General features: G+C 39.5%; 17 protein-coding genes. 5 read left to right on the forward strand and 12 right to left on the reverse strand.

What is annotated here, in order from left to right; translation table 11 throughout:
* Positions 1 to 355: 355 nt before the first annotated feature.
* The 7 genes from AC07VK_RS07825 to AC07VK_RS07855 all read right to left on the reverse strand — a co-directional run bounded on the left by AC07VK_RS07825 (position 356) and on the right by AC07VK_RS07855 (position 9415).
* Positions 356 to 3379 carry an efflux RND transporter permease subunit gene (locus AC07VK_RS07825; protein WP_492959512.1) on the reverse strand — a complete coding sequence of 1008 codons (3024 nt, stop codon included), beginning with the start codon at positions 3377 to 3379 and terminating at the stop codon, positions 356 to 358.
* Between the two features lie 2 nt (positions 3380 to 3381).
* A complete protein-coding gene (locus tag AC07VK_RS07830) occupies positions 3382 to 4308 on the reverse strand; it encodes an efflux RND transporter periplasmic adaptor subunit (RefSeq protein ID WP_492959514.1) in 927 nt (308 codons plus the stop codon).
* 2 nt (positions 4309 to 4310) lie between these two features.
* A complete protein-coding gene (locus AC07VK_RS07835) occupies positions 4311 to 5558 on the reverse strand; it encodes a TolC family protein (protein WP_492959516.1) in 1248 nt (415 codons plus the stop codon).
* Between the two features lie 35 nt (positions 5559 to 5593).
* On the reverse strand, positions 5594 to 6406 hold the full coding sequence (locus AC07VK_RS07840) for a phosphatase PAP2 family protein (protein WP_492951957.1): 813 nt from the start codon (positions 6404 to 6406) through the stop codon (positions 5594 to 5596).
* Between the two features lie 404 nt (positions 6407 to 6810).
* Entirely contained in the window at positions 6811 to 8064 is a 1254-nt protein-coding gene (locus tag AC07VK_RS07845) for a sensor histidine kinase (protein WP_492959518.1), read from the reverse strand.
* A complete protein-coding gene (locus AC07VK_RS07850; RefSeq protein ID WP_492951955.1) occupies positions 8061 to 8738 on the reverse strand; it encodes a response regulator transcription factor in 678 nt (225 codons plus the stop codon). Before AC07VK_RS07850 ends, AC07VK_RS07845 begins: the two co-directional genes overlap by 4 nt.
* 77 nt (positions 8739 to 8815) lie before the next feature.
* Positions 8816 to 9415 carry an HD domain-containing protein gene (locus AC07VK_RS07855; protein WP_492959520.1) on the reverse strand — a complete coding sequence of 200 codons (600 nt, stop codon included), beginning with the start codon at positions 9413 to 9415 and terminating at the stop codon, positions 8816 to 8818.
* A 270-nt stretch (positions 9416 to 9685) separates the two neighbouring features.
* Between AC07VK_RS07855 and AC07VK_RS07860 the strand changes: the two genes are divergently transcribed.
* The 3 genes from AC07VK_RS07860 (at position 9686) to AC07VK_RS07870 (ending at position 12868) form a co-directional block, all read left to right on the forward strand.
* On the forward strand, positions 9686 to 10393 hold the full coding sequence (locus AC07VK_RS07860) for a hypothetical protein (protein WP_492959522.1): 708 nt from the start codon (positions 9686 to 9688) through the stop codon (positions 10391 to 10393).
* Positions 10394 to 10547: 154 nt separating this feature from the next.
* Complete coding sequence (locus AC07VK_RS07865) at positions 10548 to 12491, forward strand: LTA synthase family protein (RefSeq protein ID WP_492959524.1); 1944 nt, start codon at positions 10548 to 10550, stop codon at positions 12489 to 12491.
* 11 nt (positions 12492 to 12502) lie between these two features.
* Complete coding sequence (locus AC07VK_RS07870) at positions 12503 to 12868, forward strand: helix-turn-helix domain-containing protein (protein ID WP_215126174.1); 366 nt, start codon at positions 12503 to 12505, stop codon at positions 12866 to 12868.
* Positions 12869 to 13068: 200 nt separating this feature from the next.
* Here AC07VK_RS07870 and AC07VK_RS07875 read toward each other — a convergent pair whose 3' ends face one another.
* Positions 13069 to 13548, reverse strand: coding sequence for an SRPBCC family protein (locus AC07VK_RS07875; RefSeq protein ID WP_492959526.1), 480 nt, complete (start codon positions 13546 to 13548; stop codon positions 13069 to 13071).
* Between the two features lie 139 nt (positions 13549 to 13687).
* Between AC07VK_RS07875 and AC07VK_RS07880 the strand changes: the two genes are divergently transcribed.
* Complete coding sequence (locus tag AC07VK_RS07880) at positions 13688 to 14497, forward strand: AraC family transcriptional regulator (RefSeq protein WP_492959528.1); 810 nt, start codon at positions 13688 to 13690, stop codon at positions 14495 to 14497.
* A 76-nt stretch (positions 14498 to 14573) separates the two neighbouring features.
* Positions 14574 to 15527 (forward strand): nitrilase family protein, encoded by a 954-nt coding sequence (locus tag AC07VK_RS07885; protein ID WP_492959530.1) that lies wholly within the window; start codon positions 14574 to 14576, stop codon positions 15525 to 15527.
* Positions 15528 to 15601: 74 nt separating this feature from the next.
* On the opposite strand, the gene AC07VK_RS07890 is transcribed toward AC07VK_RS07885, so the two are convergent.
* The 4 genes from AC07VK_RS07890 to AC07VK_RS07905 form a co-directional block, all read right to left on the reverse strand.
* The gene (locus AC07VK_RS07890) at positions 15602 to 16408 is read right to left on the reverse strand and encodes an AraC family transcriptional regulator (protein ID WP_057934714.1); all 807 of its coding nucleotides are present in this window, start codon (positions 16406 to 16408) and stop codon (positions 15602 to 15604) included.
* A 30-nt stretch (positions 16409 to 16438) separates the two neighbouring features.
* The gene (locus AC07VK_RS07895) at positions 16439 to 16954 is read right to left on the reverse strand and encodes an SDR family NAD(P)-dependent oxidoreductase (RefSeq protein ID WP_492959533.1); all 516 of its coding nucleotides are present in this window, start codon (positions 16952 to 16954) and stop codon (positions 16439 to 16441) included.
* A gap of 164 nt (positions 16955 to 17118) precedes the next feature.
* Positions 17119 to 17805, reverse strand: a complete 687-nt coding sequence (locus AC07VK_RS07900) for a hypothetical protein (protein WP_492959535.1) — start codon at positions 17803 to 17805, stop codon at positions 17119 to 17121.
* Positions 17802 to 24413: an IPT/TIG domain-containing protein gene (locus AC07VK_RS07905; RefSeq protein ID WP_492959537.1), complete on the reverse strand. Its 6612-nt coding sequence runs from the start codon at positions 24411 to 24413 to the stop codon at positions 17802 to 17804. The genes AC07VK_RS07900 and AC07VK_RS07905 overlap by 4 nt, the downstream gene beginning before the upstream one ends.
* Between the last annotated feature and the right edge of the window lie 138 nt (positions 24414 to 24551).

Consider the following 24551-nt stretch of genomic DNA (forward strand, 5'->3'; position numbering starts at 1 on the left):
CCTGTAAAATAAGGCAAAGTTCATAATAAGGATATATTTTAGTTTATGACTGGTAAGTCAAAGCATTATTGTTGAGCGCCTGGCCATTTAGAAAGCCATTTTACAATAAGTTTACGCGTAACAACAACACATTCGCATTGATTCGTGGTAATTCGAACAGTGGATAGCGTAGGTAGAAAATGAAAGAAAGTAAAATGTATTCATATCGTTATTTGCAGGTGGCAGGCAAATATAATATTTAATTCTATAAATCCTATAGAATTTATAGATTAATAAAATTCATTTGTTTTATATAGATACATAGTAAACATTAACTGTTAAAAAGCTTAACCCAATAGCCCTATATTCCGCTCTACTATTTATAAATTCCCCTGATTAAGCTTGGTAAAGCAATGAGCAATAAAGGCATTGCTACAATAAAACCGCCAATTACGGCTATAGCCAAGGGTTGATGCAATTGCGCACCAGCTCCAATACCTAAAGCCAAAGGCATTAAGGCGATAATTGCCCCAAGTGCAGTCATTAATTTTGGCCGTAACCGGGTAGAGATGGCAAAGGTTATGGCATCATCAACACTTTGTTTGGCAAGGGATTCTTTAAACTGTAAAAAGGTAAATACAGCATTCTCACCGATAATACCCACAATCATGATTAACCCGGTGTAACTGCCTACATTTAGGGGGGTATGGGTTAAAAACAAGGCTAAATAACTCCCAGAAAGGCCCAGCACCGAGATTAATAAAATGAGAAAAGCAATTTTAAAATCTTTAAATAGAAATAAGATTACGCTAAACACCAACAAACTCGATGCGATAAGAATGGTGAGCAGTTCGGAGAACGATTGTTGCTGTTCTTTATATGCACCACCATATTCGATGTGGTAACCCGATGGCAGGTTTACATTGGCATTTACGGCTTTCTGGAGATCTTTCATTACACTACCAAGATCGCGGTTATCGAGCCTTGCCGTAACTACCCCAATGGTTTGCAGGTTTTCTCTTGCTACTTCTGCAATTCCTGCTTTAAGATCAACCTTTGCCATTTGCTGAATGGGTACTGTTGTCCCATCGGGCAAGAAAATTTTAAGCTTACTGATATCAGCCACGCTAAAAGTTCTGCTTCCAGGGTAAACCATGCGGATAGGCGAAAGCTGTTGTTTATCGTATAAATCGCCAATTAAAGTTCCCTGCATTGCGGTTTGGAGCTGCGATTGAAAGGATACCGGACTAATACCATACTGCACCAGCATATTAAAATTGGGCTGAATATTTACCGTTGGCCCGGAGCGTACAATGCCATCAAATACATCGGCTGTACCATCTACATGTGAAACCAGATCGGCTACCTTTTTAGATAAAACCTGCAGTTTTTCCTGATCATTGCCAAAAATCTTCACCTCGATGGGCTGGGTAGAACTCATTAAATCGCCCAGCATATCGCCAATTACCTGCCCGAAATCGATTACCAATGCAGGTTGTGTATTTTCGACATGCGTGCGTATCTCCGAGATCACCTCGTCAGTGCTTTTTGTCCTGTTATGTTTCAGCTGGATCAGGTAATCGCCAGTATTGGGTTCGGTAATAAAAAAACCCATCTGTGTTCCTGTTCTCCGCGAATACGCCTGAACATCAGGAATTTTAATAATTTCCTTTTCTACCTGTTTAAGCATCCTGTCGGTTTCTTCTAGCGAAGTACCTGGAGGTGAAGCATAATCCAATACAATACTACCCTCATCCATTTCGGGGAGAAATCCGGTTTTTAAATGTGGGAAAACGAGCAAAATCGATGCGATCAGTCCGAGCATAAATATGATCGAGATATAAGGTCGTTGTATAAAATAACGCACCCAGTTTTGCGATTTAACCTCATGTACCACTACTTTTTTGTCAGTTGCTGCGTAACTCCCCCCTTTACGGGTAAGCAAAAGATAAATCACGGGTAAACCAATCCAGGTAACAAAGAAGGAACAAACCAGGGTAATGATCATGGTATTGGTCATCACCAGAAAATAAGAACCTGCAACACCCGTCATCAGTACAAAAGGAACAAATATCACGATCGTACTGATGGAAGACCCTAACATGGCCGGGAAAAGATAAGTCACCGCCTTGCTCAATAACCTCATGGTAAGCTCTTCGGGGTGTTCTTCATGTGTGCGATGAATCTGCTCTACCACCACTATAGCATCATCTATAATTAAACCTATGGCCGCTGCAATGGCACCAAGGGTCATGATATTGAGCGAATACCCAATAAAATAAAGCACTATTATGGTTAAACAAAGCGTAACCGGGATGGTGATTAAAATGGTAATACTTGCCTTGAACGATCTCAGAAAAATAATAGCCACCAAAATGGCCAATGCCAAACCAATTAATAAACTGTCGCGTACACTTTTTACCGATTCGTTTACAAAATCGGCCTGTACGTAATAAGGTTTAATACTTACTCCCGCTGGCAGGATGTGTTTCAATTGTTCCACTTTGGTAAACATCTCGTTAGAAAGATCGACCAGGTTGGCATTAGGTTGTTTGATTACGGCAATCAGGATTCCATCTTTCCCGTTGGCATTGATGCGGGTATATTCTACACTCTGCTGAATATTTACCTTGGCAACATCCATTACCTTGATAATCCGGTTACCCTTTCTGCTCAACACCAGATTTTCCAGATCGCTTTTGTTTTTTACAGTAGCATCGGTTACAGACAGATATAGGTAATTGTGATCGGTGAGGTAGCCATTAGATTTTATAAAATTAGTTTGGCTGAGTGCATTGTTGATCTGATCTGGAGCAATTCCAAGCGCCTGCATTTTCTGCACATCAAGCTCCAGCCAGTATTCTTTGCGCTTACCGCCAATTACACGGATCTCAGAAACGCCATCAACCTGCGAAAGAAAGGGTTTTACCGTATAGGTAGCGATTTTTTTAAGCTCAGCGGACGAATAATTATGACTTTCTAAGCTGTATCCACTTACCGGAAGGATAGACGGATTCATCTTCTCTACCGAAATATTAACCCCCGCTGGCAACGAAGCACTAATTTTGGCAATCTGCGATTCTATCCGTTGCTGGCTCAGATCGATATCGGCCCCGGGGTTCATAAACGCAGAAAGCTCGCAACTGCCCCTACTAGTGGTACTCCTAACCAATTGAAGATCGGGCACCTGTTTTACCGCATTTTCTAAAGGCCTGGTTACGGTAACTACCATCTTATCAACCGGCTGGAGTTCTGCATCAGCAATAATCTTGATCTTTGGAAAGGTAATTTCTGGAAAAAGCCCTGTTTTTAACTGACTGAAAGCATAGACTCCACCTATTAGTATGATAAGCAATACTGCCAGAATTGGGTTTTTATGGGAAATGAAAAACTTGTTCATGGCTACTTCTGGATTTTAACTTTGGCGGTATCGGCTATTCCATAATTTCCAGTTGTAATGATCCGGTCGGTTTTCGAAAATTTAGGGTCGAGCACTTCAATTGTATTTTGGTTTTCGATGCCTTTTTTTACGTTTACCCTTATCGCCGTTGAATCGTTAATCAGTTTCATTACCCAAAACTCATCTTCGGTTTCGTTGGCCAATACCGCCGATTTTGGCAATACCTGGGCCTGTGCATGGTTTACTTTCGTTAACCTCACTTTCGCAATCAAACCTTCGGGAATATCTTTGCCTGTTCCCACTTTAAGAATATAACGTTGGGTCTGTGCTGATGAATCAACAGCAGGCATTGTGCCTGAAACCGTTCCGGTCATTTTGGTTCCGTCCGGTAAGAGAATAACCAAGCTTTTATTCTGAGTGATCAGCTGATTATATTCGTAAGGCAGATCGAGCAGAAAAACCAGACTATTGCGGTTGCTGATGGTGGCCAAAGCTTCTCCATCCTGCACATAATCTCCTTTTTGATGATTGACCTGGATAATCGTCCCGGCTTGATCGGCTCTGATATTGGAAATACCAGAAAATTTAAACCCGGCATCGAGCTTATTTACGCTATTACCAATCGATTTTGCTTCTTTGGTGATTAAACTAAACAACAATTGATGGGTGTCCACCTGCTTGCCCATTACGGCCTGGGCACTTTCTACATAACCGTTGATATTTGCCTTCACAAAACTTTTCTCCAGATAGGCCGAAACTGCCGAAAGCTCCACAAATTCTGAAAGCGCACTATCCCGAACAGTAGTTACCTGAACAGGCGTAATTGGCGAGGGCTCATCTACGGTTTCTGCCGGGGCAGAATGATTACATCCCGAAAAAATAAACAGCGTGGCAATACCACCACACATTAATTTTAGATAGCTATTCATGGTTATCGGTTCCAGTAGTTAAATTGGTTGATCAGTTTTAAACGGTTAATATGGGTTTGGCGCAACAAATTTTGAGCGGCCATATAATTGTTGATCGCAATAACAAAATCGGCCACTTTTAAATCGCCAGTATGCATCAATTTACTGTCTACCTCGATCAAACCCTTGCTAAAACGGATCTGCTCGTTAATTTTTGGAAAGAGCGCATCGGTCTGGTTAATCTGCTGACGGATCAGGTTTAGCTGTTGTTGTTGCTGGCGGACAAAAAAATTGCGGTAACCGGATATGGTTTTAGCGGAAAGACTGAGTTTATTGTACTGCATTTTTTTCTGATGACCATCGTAAATCGGAACGGAAATAGTAAAACCAATACTTGCCCCAAAATTTTTATAGGGCTGCAAAACAAATGAAGAATTATAGCCCCCATTTGCATACACCCCCAGTTTGGGTTTATAGTTAAAATCGATCGCGTTTTTTTGATTGCTGTTTTTTAAACTGTCGATATCAAAACGTTTGTTAAAAAAGCCTTGATCGATTGAGGTGCCAGCGAGCTGCAATTGGGGATCGGCTAACTTAACCTGTGTGGTATCAGAAATACCGGCCAAATAGCTTAACGTGGCATAGTCATTTTTAAACTGCAGTTCGGCCTGTTTTACTACCAACTGCTGTTGTTGTAGCGTAACCAGAAAAGTTAAATACTCTGATTGCTTGTAAACATTGCTTCTGGTTAATTTTTTAAGCAGTGCTTCTTCTTGTTCGAGCAGCATAACCACTTCCCGATTAAAATCTACCTGTTCCTGACTGGCATAAGCTAGAATATATTGATCGGCAATAGATCTTTGCAAATCATATAGTGACAGTTGCCCGGCATATTTAATGGAATCGCTTTGGATTTTAATGCCCTCGAGCTGGTTATTGATGCGTTTCTTGTTCAGCAGATCATAATTCACATTAAGTAGTGCTTCTAGCGCCTGCCCATTGGTAAGCACTTCATCGTAACCATAGCCACGCACAATTGGCGCATACATGCCTGCAGCACTGGCCGTAACCTGTGGGCCTCCGGTAGCCTGAACAATCAAACTATCTATCCCTGCCGAACGTTGTTGGTTCTGAAAATCTTTAAGCACCGCACTTGTAAATTCAGCCTGTTTTAAATAATAATCGAGATTTTTTGACGGGATTTGAGCCACTGCCCTTGTCACCCAAAAAGTAACCACGCATAAAATCAGGTATTTCAACTTTATATTCATTTTTGGATGATTTCAACTCAAAAAATTGAACAATATTAAAATCTGCCCGAAAGCATTAAACCTGTGCTACCTTGTTGATGGAAGGGCATAAACGTAAAATTTCCATCTTTTTTTGTGGTAAAAAGGCTTTTGATATATGGATAAACAAGATAAGATATCTTTGTAGAAGCAATTCCGAATCCAGCGCCGGCCACAACATCGCTAAACCAGTGTTTGTTGTTATACATCCGCAGTGTTCCGGTGGCAGTGGCAACAAAATAACCTGCATAACCAATCCATGGGCTAACATCTTTATACTCCTGGTGCAGAAATTCTGCCGCCATAAATGCAGATGCAGTATGCCCGGAGGGAAAAGAGTTTTCTCCATTTCCATTTGGTCGTTCTCTACCAACGCCCTGTTTCACAAAATGGGTAGAAACCCCCATAATTGCAGCTGATGTAACATATAACATCGAAGCATCAAACAAATTGTGCTTACCTTTTATGCCGGATAAATTCAATGCATACACCGCAGCAGCAGGTGCAAATTGGATATAGTCATCAACATGAGCCGCAAATAAAGGATGATCTTCCTGTAATTCTGTCCTGGTACTTAGATCCAATTGTTTTAATGCACCATGATCGTAAACGGCGGCAAAACCATAACCGGCAAGTAAAACGGGTGCAATAAATGCCGTTGCCTGAAACTTTCTTTTTGGAATCGGATGACCAGTGTACCATCTCCCTAGAGAATCTGCAGGAACATTTTTAACCGAATCTATATTTTGAGTGTACCCAATAACGGCAGCAGCATAAGTTTGACTTCTGTAACTGCTCATAATCAACAGCACCCCTAAAAACCTTTTCATAGCTTAAATTTTAATCAAAACTATAATCGAATTATGGAGAAATTCTGAAGTTATCGGTTGGTACAGTTATTTTATAAATTGGGTGTTTGGGAATGAGTAATCGCTTGTGACAGGTGGTAACATCCATCACCACTAAAAATCTGCGGAAATCTTCTTAAATCTGCGGGCAATAAAAAAATATGACAAAATTCTTCTCTTAAGCCTTCCACAGACAGCGCTGATCTACGCAGAAAATATTCATCTCTCTAGGAGTTGTTTCGTCTTTTCTATCTTATACCCTTCCTTTGCATTGACGTACTGTATGAGTAATTGATAGTGACAGGTGGTAACACCTATCACCACGTAAATAAAGATGGCTTCACACCCATGCTAAAATCTTTGCTTCTGTTCGCAATGACGTATCATTAATCACCAAAATAAACTGTAAAAACATGTTCACCATTTTCTTCACGGTAATCGATGCGAAAGCCATAAAGATTACAGATTTGTTTGGTTATGGCTAAACCTAGTCCCATACCATCTGAATCTACAGATTTTGAAAAACGATCGAATATTTTAGTTTGCAGATGACCGGGGTTTCCTGAATTGGAAATGGTTAAACGCTGCTGATCGAGTTTAATATGAATGTACCCACCACTTACATTGTGCCGTACCGCATTGCTAAAAAGATTGTTCAACAGAATATCTGCCAGGTAACGGCTCATTTTAACCTCAACCGGAGCAAGGTCTTCTGTCAGGATCAGTCTGTCTTTTTCCAATAACTCCTGAAACTGGCGGCTTTTTGCTTCTACCATTTCTTTAAGTTCGATATTCTGAAAATCGGGGATCAGGTTATTTTCAATTTTGGCCAGCAACAATAAAGATTGATGAAGTCTTGATAATCTGCCTGTAGCATGATAAATATCTTCCAATAATGCGCCCTGCTGCTCGGTAAACGACTCTGTTTGCAGTAAAGAATCTAATTTAGAATTAATTACGGCTAATGGAGTCATCATTTCGTGCGAGGCATTATCGGTAAAACTTTTAAGTTCTTTATAGTCTTGCCGTACCCTTTCGGCCATGGCATTTACAGACTTATTAAGCTCGTTAAACTCATCAATTTTAGTTGGCTCTTGTTCAATAGTATCCATTCGGGTTACTTCGAAAGCTTTCATCCGGTTCAAAGTAGAATAAAAGGGCCGCCAAAGCCTGTTCAGTACAAATCGGTTAATCAGCAATAAGGATAAAAGCAAAACAACCGTAATTCCGAGTGTTATTAAAAGAATGATTCTAATAAGATCTTCTGATTCTACCCTCGATTTGGTTATGGTTACCTCAATGGTTTTACCATCTAAGTTTACAACCGTAATCAGACTTCTCCCAGGTTCGTTTTCACGTTCTTTTGGGTTAAAATAAATTGTATTTAGAAATTCTCTTTCAGAAACAGTCCCATTTAGGGTTTTATAAGATATCTGTTGATCGAGATAACTTGCAGGAAGCGGAAGTTTATGAAAAGTGTTTACATACTGGTTAATTTCATTTTCTTCAACGGCTAAATCACGATCTAATTTTTCGGTTAAAATAAAATGGATTACAACATAGTAAATAATCCCTGTAATGATTAATACAACGATAGAGGTTAAAATATTTGCTTTGTTATAACGGTTGGAGAGTTTCATATATCGCCAAATTTATAGCCTATCCCATAAACAGAACGAAGATAATCTGCTGCTCCGGCTTCGAGCAATTTTTTACGGAGATTTTTAACATGGGTATAAATAAAGTCGAAATCATCCGACAGGTCCATTTCATCGCCCCAAAGATGCTCGGCCATGGCATTTTTAGTGACTACTTTATTACGGTTAGAAAGGAAATACACCAACAGATCGAACTCTTTTTTGGTGAGTATTACCTGATTACCTTTAACATTAATTTTCATTGCTGAAACATCTACAGTGATCTCATTGAAAAGAATAACATTATCACCATCAAAGTTCTTTCTGCGGACAATGGCGCTCACTCTTGCTTTAAGTTCTGATAAATGGAACGGTTTAACCAAATAATCATCGGCACCAAGATCAAGTCCGGCAAGTTTATCATCCAGCGAATGGCGGGCAGAAATAATGAGTACACCATCTCTTTTTTTCAGTTGTTTAAGTTTGGTTAATAATTCCAGTCCTTCCCCACCAGGCAAGCCCAAATCTAATAGAATACAATCGTAACTATAAAGCGATATTTTCTCATAAGCAGCGGCAAAATCTGAAGCGTGCTCGCAAATATTGCCTTCTCCGGTAAAATAGGCAAGTATACTCTCTAATAAAGCCTGTTCATCTTCAATGACTAAAATTTTCATTGCTTAATCATTTTGTTATTTAATTGGATATAAAGTAGTCATTAAAACCAGAAAATTAAAACTGTTATGTAAAACCTTTAGGTAAATCGCTGTATCAATTTTTCGATATTCAGGTTCTTTTTTTTCTGCAATATTTGTTTACCAAAGGTGGTAAAATATTCGTGCCCCGTAAGCATTTTGATGTTGATGGCATCCCATTCCCAATCTGTGTATACCAAACGAAGGTTTTCTTCCCATTCTCTTTTCAGCCTCGTGGCAAAATCAGTATAACTTTGAAGTGAGAAATGATAAAAATCGGCATCACATATTATTTTTTCTAAATCGGTACTTGGCAATTGAGGGTATTTTGTAGCAAGAATGCAGTTGCTCACCACTTCTATCTGATCGCGTTCAAGACCACTTTCCAGTAAAAACTCATATGCAATTTTGACACTGGCCAGCTCATGACCGATATATTGTTTAGTATAGCCCACATCATGTAAAAAGGCTGCCAAAGTAAGCGTCAGCAACTCATTTTCACTCACACTATTTTGCTTACCAATAATTTTAACGCCCTCTACAACTAACAAGGTATGCTCAAAACTATGAAAGTACATACTTTTTGGCAGTTCCTTTTCTAAAAGCTCTTTAACGAATGTTTCAACCTTTTTTAGCAATATTTCCTGCTCTTTTTCCATTTATCTACCAATAAACAATACAATAGTATCTGCCAATTCTGAAGAAAAACTGTAGCAATGATACTTATGGGCAGTTGTCGGACCATAGATCGCTTTTCAAACAAATTCATATTCTATGCAGAATTTCTTTCAGCTTTAATTATACCTATAAGCTTTAAATATGGGTTAAGGAGATAAAAAGTGGGTTGGCTCGTACATCTTCAGAATTACTACAGAATTCGGATATATATTTAATACCGTATAACTAATCCTTTTACCCCTAAACCAAATATGATGAAAAAACTTTACAACATTACTTTTGCTGCACTATTAGTCATGCTTTTTACCTACTGTACAAAAAAAGAGGTAGCAGCTGATACCAAATTAAGTTACAGCTTTAGTGCAGGTAATTTAAGCGCATCGCTAAGTAGCAATGCAACGGCAAGTGGAGCAGTTGTTGCGCCAGGCACTAACGGAAGTATAAACTGGACTACGGCGAGTATTAATATCGCGAAAATAGAATTCAGCGCTACAAAAGCAGGTGCACCCATATCTTTAGAATCCAAAAATCTATATCTCGTTAATGCATTAAAACTCGATTCATTATCCGGAACAGTTTCATTAGCGGCTGGTGTTTATGAGCACAACCAGTTTAACTTAACCATGAGCAGCTCGCTTACCAACCCGCCATTATTATTAACAGGAAATTATATTGAAGCTTCAGGAACTAAAATCCCGGTAAGATTTGAAATGAACCAAACTCAATTGATCAAATTAGAAGCTCCCAGAGTAGAGGTTACTTCAGGAGCATACTTAGCGAAAGTAACCATTCAACTTAACGCATTGGTAACTGGGTTAACAGCAAGCGATTTCGGTCAAACCACACGTACAGGCACAAATAACACAATTATAATTTCGAACACGATAAACAAAGCCTTATACGACAAACTCATTGCCAGATTTACCTCAACATTAAGTGTTAGCTTTTCGAAGCAATAACAAATCGAATATTAATAAATTGTTAAGTACAATACTTTAATGATACCTTTAAACCCTAACCAAACCTTCAGGATTCCTTCAGAATTGAAAATTACCTTCGCCAATTATTAAACAATTGGCAAGTAAAATTCAAGCTTTGGATTCATCATTAACTATGAGCATTAAAGAAAAAACAAATAAGTTGCTCCACCATAGATTTGGACCAGTTTTTTTAGTTACAGTACTATTATCTGCCATATCGCTGCTTACGAGGCTCTCTTTATTAATTTATAGTGCATCATCAGTTGATTGGTCGATATTTAATCTACTTAAGATCCTGGTTATTGGTCTGTTTTATGACCTTGCAGCGGCATCTTTTGCAGTGATCCCGATTGTAATTTACCTATGGTTGGTCCCTTCTAAATGGTACACCAGCAAATTCAACAAGATATTGTTGTTCATTTATTTTTTCTTCGTTGTTTTCACGCTCATTTTCAATGCCATTTCAGAATGGTTCTTCTGGGAAGAATTTTCGGTCCGTTATAACTTTATAGCTGTCGATTACCTGGTATATACCACAGAGGTTATTGGGAATATCCGTCAATCGTACCCGATCAACAGCATTATGATAGGTTTGGTGATCATTACGACACTAATCGTTTATCTTTTAAGAAAATCTATCACGATATCTACCACCAATAAAACCAGTTTCGGCAAACGAACCATTATTGCCCTGATTCTTTTATGCCTGCCTGTGCTTACTTATTTTGGGATAAGCCATAGATGGAAATACCATAGTAAAAATCAATATGTGAACGAGCTTTCGGGCAATGGCATGTACGATTTTGGATTTGCCTTTTGGAACAATCAGCTCGATTACAATACTTTTTACAAAATCCTCCCGATTAAAAATGCCGAATCTATTCTGAGCAATTTGCTTCAACAAGATTCTACTGCTAAAAACGGAGCATTTAAAAATACCTCCAGAACCATCAATAACACCGGCATCGAAAACAAAATGAATGTGGTGCTGATTAGCGTAGAGAGTTTAAGCGCTGAATTTTTATCGGCATTTGGCAATACACAGCACATAACCCCACAGCTCGATTCGCTGGCAAAAGAAGGTTTGCTATTTAATAATTTATACGCTTCGGGTACGCGTACGGTGCGTGGTTTGGAAGCACTTTCACTTTGCATCCCACCTACCCCAGGGCAATCGATCGTAAAACGGCCTGATAATAAAAACCTGTTCACTTTAGGTAGCATATTCCGTTCGAAAGGCTACAACAGCAGATTTATTTATGGTGGTTATGGCTATTTCGATAACATGAACGAGTTCTTTTCGAACAATGGCTATCAGGTAACAGATAGAAGTGCGCTTCAGGATTCAGAAATCCATTATTCTAATATCTGGGGTGTTGCCGATGAAGATTTATTTACGCTTTCGTTACGCGAACTGGATAAAGATTATAAAGATAGGAAACCCTTCTTCGCACAGATTATGACGGTTTCGAACCACCGTCCATATACCTATCCCGAAGGAAGGATTGATATTCCATCACATACCGGCAGAGAGGGGGCGGTTAAGTACACCGATTACGCTATTGGTAAATTTATACGCGAAGCAAAACAAAAACCCTGGTTTTCAAATACCTTATTCGTTATTGTTGCTGATCATTGTGCTTCGAGTGCGGGTAAAGTACAGTTACCGGTAGATAAATATCATATTCCCATGATTTTTTATAGTCCGAGGCATATTGCACCAGGCAAATTCGGGAAACTTACCGCACAGATTGATATCGGTCCCACCATTTTAGGTTACCTGAATTTCAGTTACGACAGTAAGTTTTTCGGTCAGGATGTATTTAAAATGAAAGATAACGAAGAAAGGGCATTTATCAGCACCTACCAGAGCTTAGGCTATATTAAAAACAATAAGCTGGTTATTCTCGATCCGAATAAAAAAGCAAGCACTTACAAACCTGATTTTACTAACGGAAATGCTGTAGCCATACCAGCAGATCAGAAATTGATTAATGAGGCTATATCCAATTACCAGATGGCATCGTACCTCTACCAAAATGGTTTGTATGGTTTTGAGTCTAAAAAGAAACCCTAATAAATTTAACCATGAGCATAAATATCGGGTTACTGATCTGGAAAGAGATGAAGGCAAAATCGATGAGTAGGAATCAACTTGCCGAGAAAATAAGCGTTAGCAAACACCGGGTAGATACTTTACTTAAATCGGCCTCGGTAGATACCAATTTATTAACAAAAATCTCTATAGTACTTGGTATTAATTTTTTCGAATACTACCGTAAAGATGAAGACCTGGCTCAATTTGAGATCGATATCCTTGCCCAAAGTGATGAGGAGCTTAATGAGCTTAAAAATTTAATCAAAGAAAAAAATAAATTGCTCGAACTTTACGAAGAAACCATTAAAAGCCAAAAGAAGATTATTGGCACACTGGAAAATCTTCGGAAACACTAACAATAAATTTAATGTATATATTAACTGCAGTGGCCACCCCATAATATAGACTGTCATCCTGAGCCTGTCGAAGGACTAGGTTAAATAGCCTTAACAGAGCGTTTCGACAAGCTCTCCGTAGGAGTCCTTTGGACAATGACAATGCGGATCGAATTTAACTTTTTAATCGGCCTCTGCAGTTATGATCAGGCTTCCAGTTTCTACTTTTTTGCCAATTCGGTATTAAATCCATCGTTTTCTTTCGGATTTGGCTCCCCTTTTCCTGTGGTAATCAACTTATACAAGCTTTCTTTAATATAGTTAGTCCAGGCTTCCCTGCAAATTTCATAACATTCGTACTGCGGTACCAAGCCCTCATGGGTAAATGTTACAGCGGTTTGTTCTCCTTTTTTAGTAATATCGAAAACCAACTTTGTACCAATCCATTCGCTTTTATCGGTTGTAAACTTAAAGTAGTTATCCAGTATCAGCCAAACTACTTTTTGATCTGGAATCAGTTCTACCAGTTTCATTTTACAGTAATGAATATCTCTATAATGATAAACGGATTCGGCATTAATAATATCGGTAGCGCCTTCAATAGCTTCCGACCACCATCCCCTAACATTGGTGATTGCATTAAATACTTCATTCTGACTTTGATCTACCAGAATGGTAGCTGTAAAATCTTGCTTTCCCATGGTTCTGCCTGTTTTAAAAAAATGAGAATAATATTATATATCAAAGTTAACATACTGACAAATAATTGATAGGATGTGTAGCGGACATTATATCGGGTAGAACTGGACAAATTGCTACGATTCTGCTACATTTGTTAATATGCAATTACCTCCTCAGCCTTTACTTCAGGGATTGGTGAAACACTATTTAATTATAGATCAAAAAACCAGTTCACAGCAGTATTACCGGATGTTTTCGGATGGTAATCCAGGCATAGTTTTTCATTTAAAAGATCCATTTTTGCAATGGAATGAAAAAAATCTAACTGCGCAACTTCAGCCGCAAAGTTTTATTTATGGGCAACTCACTCACCACAATACCATAGTTGCTACTGGCAATTTAAATATGATCGTTGTGGTTTTAGAACCTTATGCCTTATTTACCCATTTTCGTACCGCGGCTTATGAATTAAATGATCATGCCATACCGCTTGAAGATTTGTTTGGACAGGAAGCCCGCAATTTACAAGAACAAATTCTTTCAGCTTTAACAACAGATACCGCTATTGGCATTATTGAAAATTTCTTATTAAAGCACATGCCTTCGCAAAGGCACTTGACCGCCGATTTTATGATGGCAATGAAGCTAATCTATCAGCATCAAGGTATGATTAGTATAGAAGATTTACTTAAAGCACTTCCTACAACCGAAAGACAGTTAGAACGTAAATTCCGTGAACATATCGGTACCTCCCCTAAAAGGTTTGCAAATACCATTAAGTTTCAGCACTTCCTTAAGTTGCTTCAAAAACAGCCCCATAAAAAGAAAATAGCAGCGTTAATTTACGAATCTGGCTATTATGATCATGCCCACCTTAACCGCAATTTCAGAAAAATGACCGGATTTACGCCTAGCCATTATAAAGATACTACCCAGATGCTGGCGATAAACCTCATGCCCCTTCACTAATATCTTTGTCGGTTTTATACAAATTTTTCAGAATCGCACTCGTTAGCTTTGAACAGTTAGCAAAAACACCTTAAAAATGAAAAATTTTAAAATAGCCACAGCACAGTTCGAAAATAAAAGCGGCGATAAAGCGTATAACCTTTCGGTGATTAGACAGTTAACCATGGAAGCCGCAAGCCAGGGTGCACAAGCAATTGCTTTCCACGAATGCTCAATAACAGGTTACACCTTTGCCCGGCACCTTTCTAAACCACAGATGCTTGAGCTCGCAGAATTTGTACCCCAAGGCCCAAGCGTTACGCAGTTAATTGAATTCGCCAAAGAATTTAACATCGCTATTCTTGCCGGATTATTTGAAAAAGATGAAAACGACAATCTGTTTAAAGTTTATGTTTGTGTTGATGGAACAGGCCTGATTGCCAAACACCGAAAGCTGCATCCGTTTATAAACCCTCATCTTTTACCTGGCAATGCCTTTACAGTATTTGATTTATATGGATGGAAATGCGGCATATTGATTTGTTACGATAATAACATTATCGAAAATGTACGGGCAACTACACTGCTAGGTGCACAAATCATCTTTATGCCACATGTAACCATGTGTACACCCTCTACCCGACCTGGAGCGGGTTTTGTAGAAGCTAAACTTTGGGAGAACAAAGAGCAGAATAGCGATTTATTACGTATTGAATTTGATGGATTAAAGGGCCGAGAATGGCTAATGAAATGGTTACCTGCCCGAGCTTATGACAATGGAATATATGCCGTTTTTGCCAATCCGATTGGAATGGATGACGATCAGCTTAAAAATGGATGTTCGATGATTATCGATCCTTTTGGTGATATAGTGGCCGAATGCAGGTCTTTGGATAATGAATTTGTTATAGCAGAACTAAACCCCAACCGACTTACCAATGCTGGAGGATACCGATATATCCAGGCGAGGAAACCTGATCTGTACAAAGATATACTGGGTCAGCCGCATGAAAGCCATCAACAGGTTGCCTGGCTTAAAAAGGAAGATTAAGGTTATCTGTTCATCCCTTCCGGCAATTTCAACAAAATCAGATAACATTTTCATGTTGTCTGATGATCTATATTTCACTTTACTAAGGTAGAAGGTGCATATCCAAATTCTTTTTTAAAGGCGAAAGAGAAATGCGACAAATCTTCAAAACCCGACTCCATATATACCTCAACAGGTTTTTTATGCTTTTCTACAAGTTGATAATGGGCCAATTCTAATCTTTTTTGAGTTAGCCATCTTTGTGGAGAACGGTTAAATGCTTTTCTAAAATCCCGGTTAAAAGTCGACAAACTCCGGCCCATGAGGTATCCAAATTTCTCTAGAGGCATATTAAACATATAGTTTTTTTCCATAAAGTCTACCAGATCAATTTTACCAGGCTCCCGAAAGTCAGACAGCACGTTATCAATTTCAGGATCGATAAACCGAAGAATATTAATGGCTTCATTTATTTTTAATGCAGCAATATGTTCTGGAAAAGTTTCCTGAAGATCAAAATAAGGGATCAAAGATGCCAGGCAGCTTTTTAGTAATGGATGATGGCTAAAACTCAATATTTGCTGTGATACCTGTACTTTATGCTTCACCTCTATATCTGCGTAAAAATCTCTTAACCTTTTTGCCGATAAGTGCATTACCACTGTTTTATGCGGCAGCCCATCTTTTGGGTAATTGATGATTGTGGCCAGTTGATTTCGGGGGATCAAAAAAATATCTCCCGCATTAAACACATGTTCTTTATTGGCCTCAATAATTTTAGTTTCTCCTGAAATAAACCATATCAGCATGTGGTTGTCGAAAACCACTTCAGTTTTAAACAACTTGTCTTCATAACAAGAGAGTTTAATCTCTGAAGTGATATATTTTGTTTGAAACTCCATTGTTGCTAAAATACAAATAATTGATTTTAATTAATCGGCGTTGAAGGTTATATTAAGCATTTCCTCACTCAAACGCCATAACCGTTTTGCATTTATTTCATCAACCGAATAAGGCCTTACGCCACGCAAGGTTAATGGTTCAGACATTAAGTGTTCAATATGACCCAAATCCAGTTCCGCTACATCAGCATCCTCACAATATACACCCCCAATCTCATTAAGTAACGGGCTTGTAGCGCACCAAACCGTTGTAGCAGCACCTTGTGTAAGTTGTTTCAGTTTCTTTTCTACATCCGGAAAAATATGACCATCAGCATCATGAGTACCCATTTGCTGGTAAAGTTCCATAGGTGCTTCTCTTCCTAAATCGGTATGGTTAACCGAGCTAGGATGTACGGCATAAGCCCTTATACCAGATTTCGCACCTCGGGCATCGAGTTCGACTGCAAAAAGGTTATTGGCCGTTTTCGATTTTCCGTAGCCCAATAAAGTTTCATATTGCCGATGTTCAAAGTTAGGATCTTCAAAATTGAAAGCCCCTGTCAATCTAAGCTTGCAGGGGCTTGCTGTCTTATTAAAATACCTTAAGTGCCGTTTAATTCCCAGTGAAATTCAGAAGCTAGTGCTTACTCCAGCTTTTTCTCTTCCCTTGTTGTTTGTTGGATATGACCCTGGATAAACATCCGGCATTTGTTACTTCTTTACTGCTCCTAATTTGCCTTAAACTGGAATATTCCAGAATCTGAGGTATTACCTGCTACATCTTTCGTGATCACCTTCCAATAGTAAGTTGTACCTGAAGTTACTGCTATACTGTTCAAAAATTTATCGGTAATACTGGTTTTATAGAATGGCGGTGTACTGCTTGTACCAAAATATACATCGTAGCCCGAAATGTCATTATCCGGATCGCTTGCTGTCCAAGTTAGGTTAACCGTGCCAGATGCAGTGCCTTGCCCGAAAATATTAGAAAGATTGTCGGCGGGAAATGGAGGATGAGATACAATACCTGTACCTGCATTATAAAACTTCCACACCTCACTCTTAGCCGTTGTTGATAATGCACTAGCTTTTGACAAAACATACCAAGAATAAGGCATATCCCGATCAAGGTTTACCGATAACTGATTGGTAGAAGTCGTTACTGTAGTAACAACATTTGTCAGCAGGTTTTTGATGTTTATCTCATAATTATCAGTATTGCTTGCGCTGTTCCAGGTAAAGGTTATGGTGCTTTGAGTGGTTGATATAACAGTTCCGGACGTACATACTGAGTTTTGAGCAGGATAGGTAAGTACTGCAGGTTGGGGGTCAGGTTTAATATCTGTAGTGTCTTTTTTGCTACAACTAGTAAATAAGGCAGCAGTTATTAATATAATGGCGATGTACTTTCTCATAATTTCACAACTTTAAGTGTTTTTTCACTTTTACCGGTTTTCACCTTAAGCAGATAAACTCCAGGAGTAAGATTCTGAGGTTCGATTGGCACCGTCCCAGAAGTATTGGTAAATTGTTTGCTATAAACCTTTCCACCGGTAATTTTAAATAATTCAATGGTTGCCAAAGGAACCTCTTCATTGCCCAGATTTACATTAAATATTGATGTAAACGGATTTGGATAGGCCAGAATTCCGGTTGACAGATCGAAACGTTTTTGATAAATGCCCTGACAAGATTTATCTGTAGCAACGGTTACATCGTTTGCACCATTTCTCAGGCTAAGTGTGATATTACTTGCTGTAGTTGTAGTGGTTACCCCATTCAGCGTAACATAATAAGTACTGCTACCATTTAAGGTAAGGTTTAAGCTCTGTGCAGTATTATTAACAGCGGCGTATACAGCCAAACTTTTAGGTTCGGTTATTACTACATTAAAACACTGCCGGTAACTGCTTTGGCCGCCAATGGTAAAGCAAACATTATAAGTGCCCGATGCCAGATTGTTAATACTGGTTGTGCTGGTAAAAGGATAGGTAGCATTTACACTTCCTCCAGTTATTGTGGCAGTATAATTCAAACTTTGCGCAGCATTAATCATAATTGTACCATTGGCTGATCCGTGACAAGTAGCACTATTAGCCGTTATCGTAAAGTTAGAAGCGGGCAATGCAAATGTTGAGGTAACTACCGTAGCCGCCGATGTTTTACTCACTCCGGCCAACGTTATAGTAACAGTGTATGCTCCGCTTTGGCTAGCTGTATAAGTACCCGAAGTTGCCCCTACAATGTTAACCCCATCCTTCATCCATTGGTAGGTATAGCCTGCTTCCGAATTTGCCGATAACAATACACTACCCCCTGGATAAAATTCAAGCGGTCCTGAAGCCGTGATGATTGGCATAGGCAAAACGGTAACCCGTTCAGTAAAGGTTGAAGTACCTGCTATATTAGTTACCGATAACATTCCGCTTATTCCCAAAAAGGTTGCTGCGATCTGTGTATCAGACTTAACCATAAACGACACCGCAGACACACCCGCTATAGATACATGAGTAGTTTTGGTAAAGTTACTTCCCGATATTAGTAATTGCCCAGTACCATCTGTTGCTGCTACTGCTGATGTAATAACCGGAGGGCTTACAAAAACGAAACCTGGAAACGAATCTTGGCCATTCGGAGTTTGAACAGTGACGCTACCACTCTCTCCCTCACCAACAATTGCTATAATAGTTTGAGGTGAAACTATCCTAAATGATTTTGCAGCCTTAGTACCAAAATTCACAACCGATGTTTGGTCAAAATATTTACCGACAATATAAACAGTTGAGTCTTTTGCTGCAATAAGAGGAGATACTGAGGTTATTTGCGGTATAGGTATAGGGCCATTATTATAAATCGTTATTTTATTTTTTATAGGGTCTAGAACCACAAGATCATTCCTGCCATCGCCATCCATATCACATACTTTATAATTATTTAAATTATCGTTAGTACCTGAAATTAGTTGAACAGGCGTTGCAAACAGAATATTGCCAACACTAGATAAATTACGCGAATAGCTAATAGTAGAATTTACCCCTCCCGTTACATCTATCTTACCGTCTCCATCAACATCAGCCAAACCGTTTCGATATTTCAGTCCCGTATTCGAAAACACTTGAGGTGTTTCGAGCGACGAGGTGGTAATCGTTCCCTTTGTTGCTATATTTCTTGAAACCAGAAATACATTGCCAGCATTATAGCCATAATCATTTTCAAGCACATCCACTTTGTTATCTCCGTCAAAATCGGCAGACATTAAAGTTGAAGGATAATAACTCGAGTGCTGGATATACGTAGTTGGAAAAAGTTGAGGATTTAAACTACCTGGCACCGTATTATTTTTAAATATTGTAAATCCATTATAAGAACTTCCATATATAGGATCAGGCATATTGTCACCATCAATATCGGTTAAGCTAAATGAAATATTGCTGCTCGAGGGGATATTTTGAAAGTATCCTGCGGTACCAAAAGATACAGTGCCCACCCTTGAAGTATTAGGATAATAAGTTCCATCTGTACCTGAAAATAAATCTGGTCTGCCATCCATATCGATGTCTCTAAGCGTCATACCCGAGTATGAACTGTTTAATGATTCAAATGCAGTTGTGCTAAAAGATATATTACCCCCGGTTGATGTATTCCGTAAAAAAACAATACTGAGTCCTGTACCAAATAAAATATCGGGTTTTCCATCTCCGTCTACATCATCTACTACTGTGTTTATCACTTGTTTCCCGCTCATTAAATTAACTTTTTGAGTAAACGATGATCCGGATAACACTTTATCGCTACCATGTAAAAGGACATACAGCGAATCGTTTTTTGCAATTAAAAAATCAGGAGTGCCGTCGCCGTCAAAATCTTTGGTAACTATTGAAGAAACTGCAGCGTTGAAATTTATATCATGCTTGTTCGAATAGCCCGAAAAGGTGGCTGTAGTGGTAACCAAAAATGGCAGGTTCGAATATCCGGTTAACCCCTTATCTATATTGGTTACTGTAACTAAATTATTTGCGCCGGCCGGTACCACAACATCTAATTTCGTTTTGGTTGCATTAGTAACCTGGGCTTTAACGGGGCCAAAATAAACCACGTTTTTTTCAGGTACGGTATTAAAGTTATCTCCCGTTATACTTAATGCTGTTCCAACCGGTCCAGATGTTTGTGAAAATGAAAGTACCACAGGCGGCTTACTATATAAAAATCCGGCTATTGCTCCAGATCCGCCATCACCCGTAACAGTAATCAATCCGGTTTCACCTAAACCGGGTATTGCCTGAATACTGGTAGGTGAATTTACGATAAATGAACTTGCTTCCACACTACCAAATTTCACACTGGTAACATTAGTAAAATTAGCCCCGATAATTTTGACTTCTGCCGTAGCGCCTTCACCAATTGTTGTAAATGAAGTGATTACCGGAGCAGGCAAAAAAATGAACCCCTGAAAAGAAGCAGTTCCCCCGGAATTTGTTACGGTAATGGTTCCACTGGAGGCATTTGCAGGCGTGACTTTAATCTGAGTTGGCGATACCACTGTAAATCCAACCGTAGATGAGCCAAATTTAACCTGTGTTATTCCATTAAAATTACTCCCCGTTATAGTAACTGGAGTTTGCCCATTCGCAATGAGCGGGCTTACACTGGCGATGATTGGGGCAGGATACCAGATAAAACCATCCATCTGCGCAGTACCTGCAATAGTTGTTAGAGAAATTTTGCCGCTGGCTCCAGCATTTACTGTAACCATCACCACATTGTTAGTTACGCTGGTTATTGTTGCCTCAATACCACCTATCGTTACTGCCGATGTAGTGATAAGATTTGAACCATTGATAGATACAGATGTTCCTAAACCACCTGAAGTAGGGGTAAATGAATATATTGATGGCGGAGGCAAGAATGTAAAACCAGCTATACTTGCCGTTCCTTCAGTACCGGCAATATTTACATTGCCAGTATTGCCTGTTCCAACTGTAGCCGTTATTGTGGTTGAGGAGACAACAGAAAAAGAAGCTGCATTAACACCTCCAAAGTTTACTGATTGTATACCGTCAAAATTGTTGCCGGTAATGGTAACTGTTTGGCCGGCAGCAGCTATTAGCGGACTAATGCTTTGGATAACCGGTGAATTATAAATAAATCCATCTATTGAAGCGCTCCCCCCAACTGTACTCACGCTGATACTACCGCTCACAACGGTATTATTGATGTAAACGAAAATGCTAGTAGGTGAAACTGTAGAATATGAAACCGCAACACCTCCAATTTTCACTCCGGTAACACCAATAAAATTCGTTCCGGTAATGGTTACCTGTCCACCACTTTTTTGTGCAGCAGGAGAAAACGTTGTAATTGTTGGTGGCTGAGCCCACACAAAGCCTGATCTAGCATCCTGACCGAGTGGTGTTACAACTACCACATCTCCCGATGTAGATTCAGCTGGCATAGCACTTATAGAAGTTGGCGACAATACTGTAAATGATCTGGCTGGCACTCCTCCAAAACGCACAGCGGTAGCATTTGTAAAATTTACACCGGTAATTGTTACTGGTGATGTTGACAATGTACCGGCATACTGTGGATTAAAAAAAGAGATCGATGGACCTGGATGGGTAAACCCAGGTGCGGAAATCCGTCCCAAAGGTGTTACTACCGTTACACTTCCTGATTTCCCTAAACCAACAACAGCAGTAATTTGAGTTGATGAATTGACAATAAATGAAGTAGCGGCAATACCCCCAAAATAAACATCGGAAGCATTTGTAAAGTTATTCCCGGTAATAACAACAGTTTGACCAGCACCAGTGCTTGTTGGTGTAAACGAAGTAATAGCCGGCCCTAGATAACTAAAACCAGGTAAACTTGCAGAACCACCTGGCGAACTAACCCCAATAGCACCGCTCGCCCCAGCACCAACAGTGGCCTTGATTGAGGTGGGCGATAAAATGGTAAATAACGAATTAACACCACCAATTGTTACCGTACTTACTTCTGTTAAATCCGTACCACTAATCGTAATAACATCTCCACTAGCCGCAGTTGTTGGTGTAAAAGCGGTAACAGTTGGAGCTGCCACCCAGATAAATCCTGGCACAGATGCCGTTCCGTAGGTATTTGTAACGGTTACATTACCCGATGAAGCACCACTGCCAACGTAAGCCAAAATCTGGTTACTGCTATTATAACCTATATTGGCCGGCACACCACCTATTCTTACCTGTGAATTACTTAAATTAGATCCAATGATTGTAATTGAGCTATTTAGTCCGCCTTTAAGTGGATATACCTGAGTAATAGCCGGAGGTAAAATATAAATAAAATTACTATATATTGCTTTTCCTCCGGGTGTAGTTACAGTAATGCCATTACCTGAGCCAGCGGCAATTACAGCCTTGATGGTTGTTGGAGAAACCACTGTAAATGAACTTGCAGGAGTGTTTCCAAAACTTACATTTGTTGCATTACTAAAATTACTACCGGTTATCGTTATATTATCACCTGTACCACCACTATAGGGAGATACGGTATTAATACTTGGAGTAGCAATATAAGTAAAGCCAGGAAAATTTGCACTTCCAGCAGGGGCATAAACAGTCACCGACCCCGATCCCCCACTATTTCCTACTACTGCATTTATTTGTGTTGGCGAAACGATTGTAAACGAAGCGTAATATCCTCCAAAATTAACCTGAGATACTCCGATAAAATTTGTACCTGTAATCGTTATAATACTACCTGCTGCCCCGCTAGAAGAAGAGATCGCTGTAATAGTAGGTGGAGGGATAAAGGTAAATCCTGATAAACTGGCTGTTCCGTACGGATTAGTTACTGTAACATCTCCTGATATTGAGCTGCCAGCAGCAACAGTTGCAGAAAGGCTGGTTGGAGATGTTAAATAAAAACTTGAGGCGGGCTTTCCACCTATACTTACCGCAGTTGTGCCTGTAAAATAACTTCCTGTAATGGTAAGCCCTTGCCCTGTATATGCTGATGTTGGTGAAAAGGAAGTAATTACGGGCGGTTCTGTAGAAACAGCGACCGTGAGATTTAAATTATAGGTGCTTATTCCGACTTCGTTTGATGCGGAAATTTTATAATTAGTGGCAGTAGAAAGTGCCTTTGGTGTACCAGTTATAGTACCATCGGTACGCAACGAGAGCCCCGCTGGTAATGTTGGGGTGACGGTAAAGCCCGTTGTTAAGATCTTATAAAGACCTGCTCCGAAATATACAATATTATCATCCTCATCAAGTATGAAGTTGTTATAATAGTCTTGAGCTTTCGTTTGTCCGTTTGGATCATAATATACTGGTCCTCCAATGGTAACCACATCTGCAGCAGGACTTACACGGCGAAACAATGAATTTCCATCCGCAACAATTAAATTTCCTTTCGAATCCATTTGCATCATGATTGGAGCCCAAAAAGAAGCAGATGGCCCGCTGCCATCCACACTACCAAAGCTCGAGCCGGCAAAGGTTGTTACAACACCTTCCTGCGTGATTTTTCTAATCAAACTATTGCCCGATTCTAATGCATATATATTCCCGTCAGTAGCTACCGTTATGGCAACCACATTGTAAAATGAGGCAGCGGCACCTGTACCGTTTGCTTTTCCTGAAACTCCAGACTTGCCAGCCAGAAAAGAAACAGTACCATCGGTAGCAACTTTCATTATCCTGCCCGGCGCTTCGGCAACATAGATTATGCCCTTCGCATCCATAGCAAGCGCCTTTGGCATAAACAGCCCTTGCGCATAAGTTGATACTACACCTGCTGGCGTTATTTTTCTTATTCGCCCATTTGTTTCATCCCTGCTATTATTTTCAGCCACATACAAATTTCCGGCATTATCTTTTATAATATCATTCATCTTACCAAACAGTGCAGACGTACCTACTCCATCGGCATAACCGTAAGTTATACTTCCAGCAAACACGGAAGAACTTCCATCCGGTTTTACACGGATTATTGAAGCGTATTGAATGCCATAAAAATCCCCCGACGAAGATTTCACGAAATGATCAATAAACAATGGGTTTGATGAAAAAAGTTGATGGACTTGAGGGTATACTCTGGCTGGAACAGCTCCACCAGTATTTGTAACATTAATGGGTGTTATTTCTTTTTCAAGAAAAACTGTTTGTGGGCTTGT

The organism is Pedobacter sp. GW821-FHT01D05, from assembly GCF_059422505.1.

Coding starts and splice junctions, on each gene's coding strand:
- AC07VK_RS07825 (WP_492959512.1), bottom strand. CDS start 3,379: ATGAACAAGTTTTTCATTTCCCATAAAAACCCAATTCTGGCAGTATTG.
- AC07VK_RS07830 (WP_492959514.1), bottom strand. CDS start 4,308: ATGAATAGCTATCTAAAATTAATGTGTGGTGGTATTGCCACGCTGTTT.
- AC07VK_RS07835 (WP_492959516.1), bottom strand. CDS start 5,558: ATGAATATAAAGTTGAAATACCTGATTTTATGCGTGGTTACTTTTTGG.
- AC07VK_RS07840 (WP_492951957.1), bottom strand. CDS start 6,406: ATGAAAAGGTTTTTAGGGGTGCTGTTGATTATGAGCAGTTACAGAAGT.
- AC07VK_RS07845 (WP_492959518.1), bottom strand. CDS start 8,064: ATGAAACTCTCCAACCGTTATAACAAAGCAAATATTTTAACCTCTATC.
- AC07VK_RS07850 (WP_492951955.1), bottom strand. CDS start 8,738: ATGAAAATTTTAGTCATTGAAGATGAACAGGCTTTATTAGAGAGTATA.
- AC07VK_RS07855 (WP_492959520.1), bottom strand. CDS start 9,415: ATGGAAAAAGAGCAGGAAATATTGCTAAAAAAGGTTGAAACATTCGTT.
- AC07VK_RS07860 (WP_492959522.1), top strand. CDS start 9,686: ATGATGAAAAAACTTTACAACATTACTTTTGCTGCACTATTAGTCATG.
- AC07VK_RS07865 (WP_492959524.1), top strand. CDS start 10,548: ATGAGCATTAAAGAAAAAACAAATAAGTTGCTCCACCATAGATTTGGA.
- AC07VK_RS07870 (WP_215126174.1), top strand. CDS start 12,503: ATGAGCATAAATATCGGGTTACTGATCTGGAAAGAGATGAAGGCAAAA.
- AC07VK_RS07875 (WP_492959526.1), bottom strand. CDS start 13,548: ATGGGAAAGCAAGATTTTACAGCTACCATTCTGGTAGATCAAAGTCAG.
- AC07VK_RS07880 (WP_492959528.1), top strand. CDS start 13,688: ATGCAATTACCTCCTCAGCCTTTACTTCAGGGATTGGTGAAACACTAT.
- AC07VK_RS07885 (WP_492959530.1), top strand. CDS start 14,574: ATGAAAAATTTTAAAATAGCCACAGCACAGTTCGAAAATAAAAGCGGC.
- AC07VK_RS07890 (WP_057934714.1), bottom strand. CDS start 16,408: ATGGAGTTTCAAACAAAATATATCACTTCAGAGATTAAACTCTCTTGT.
- AC07VK_RS07900 (WP_492959535.1), bottom strand. CDS start 17,805: ATGAGAAAGTACATCGCCATTATATTAATAACTGCTGCCTTATTTACT.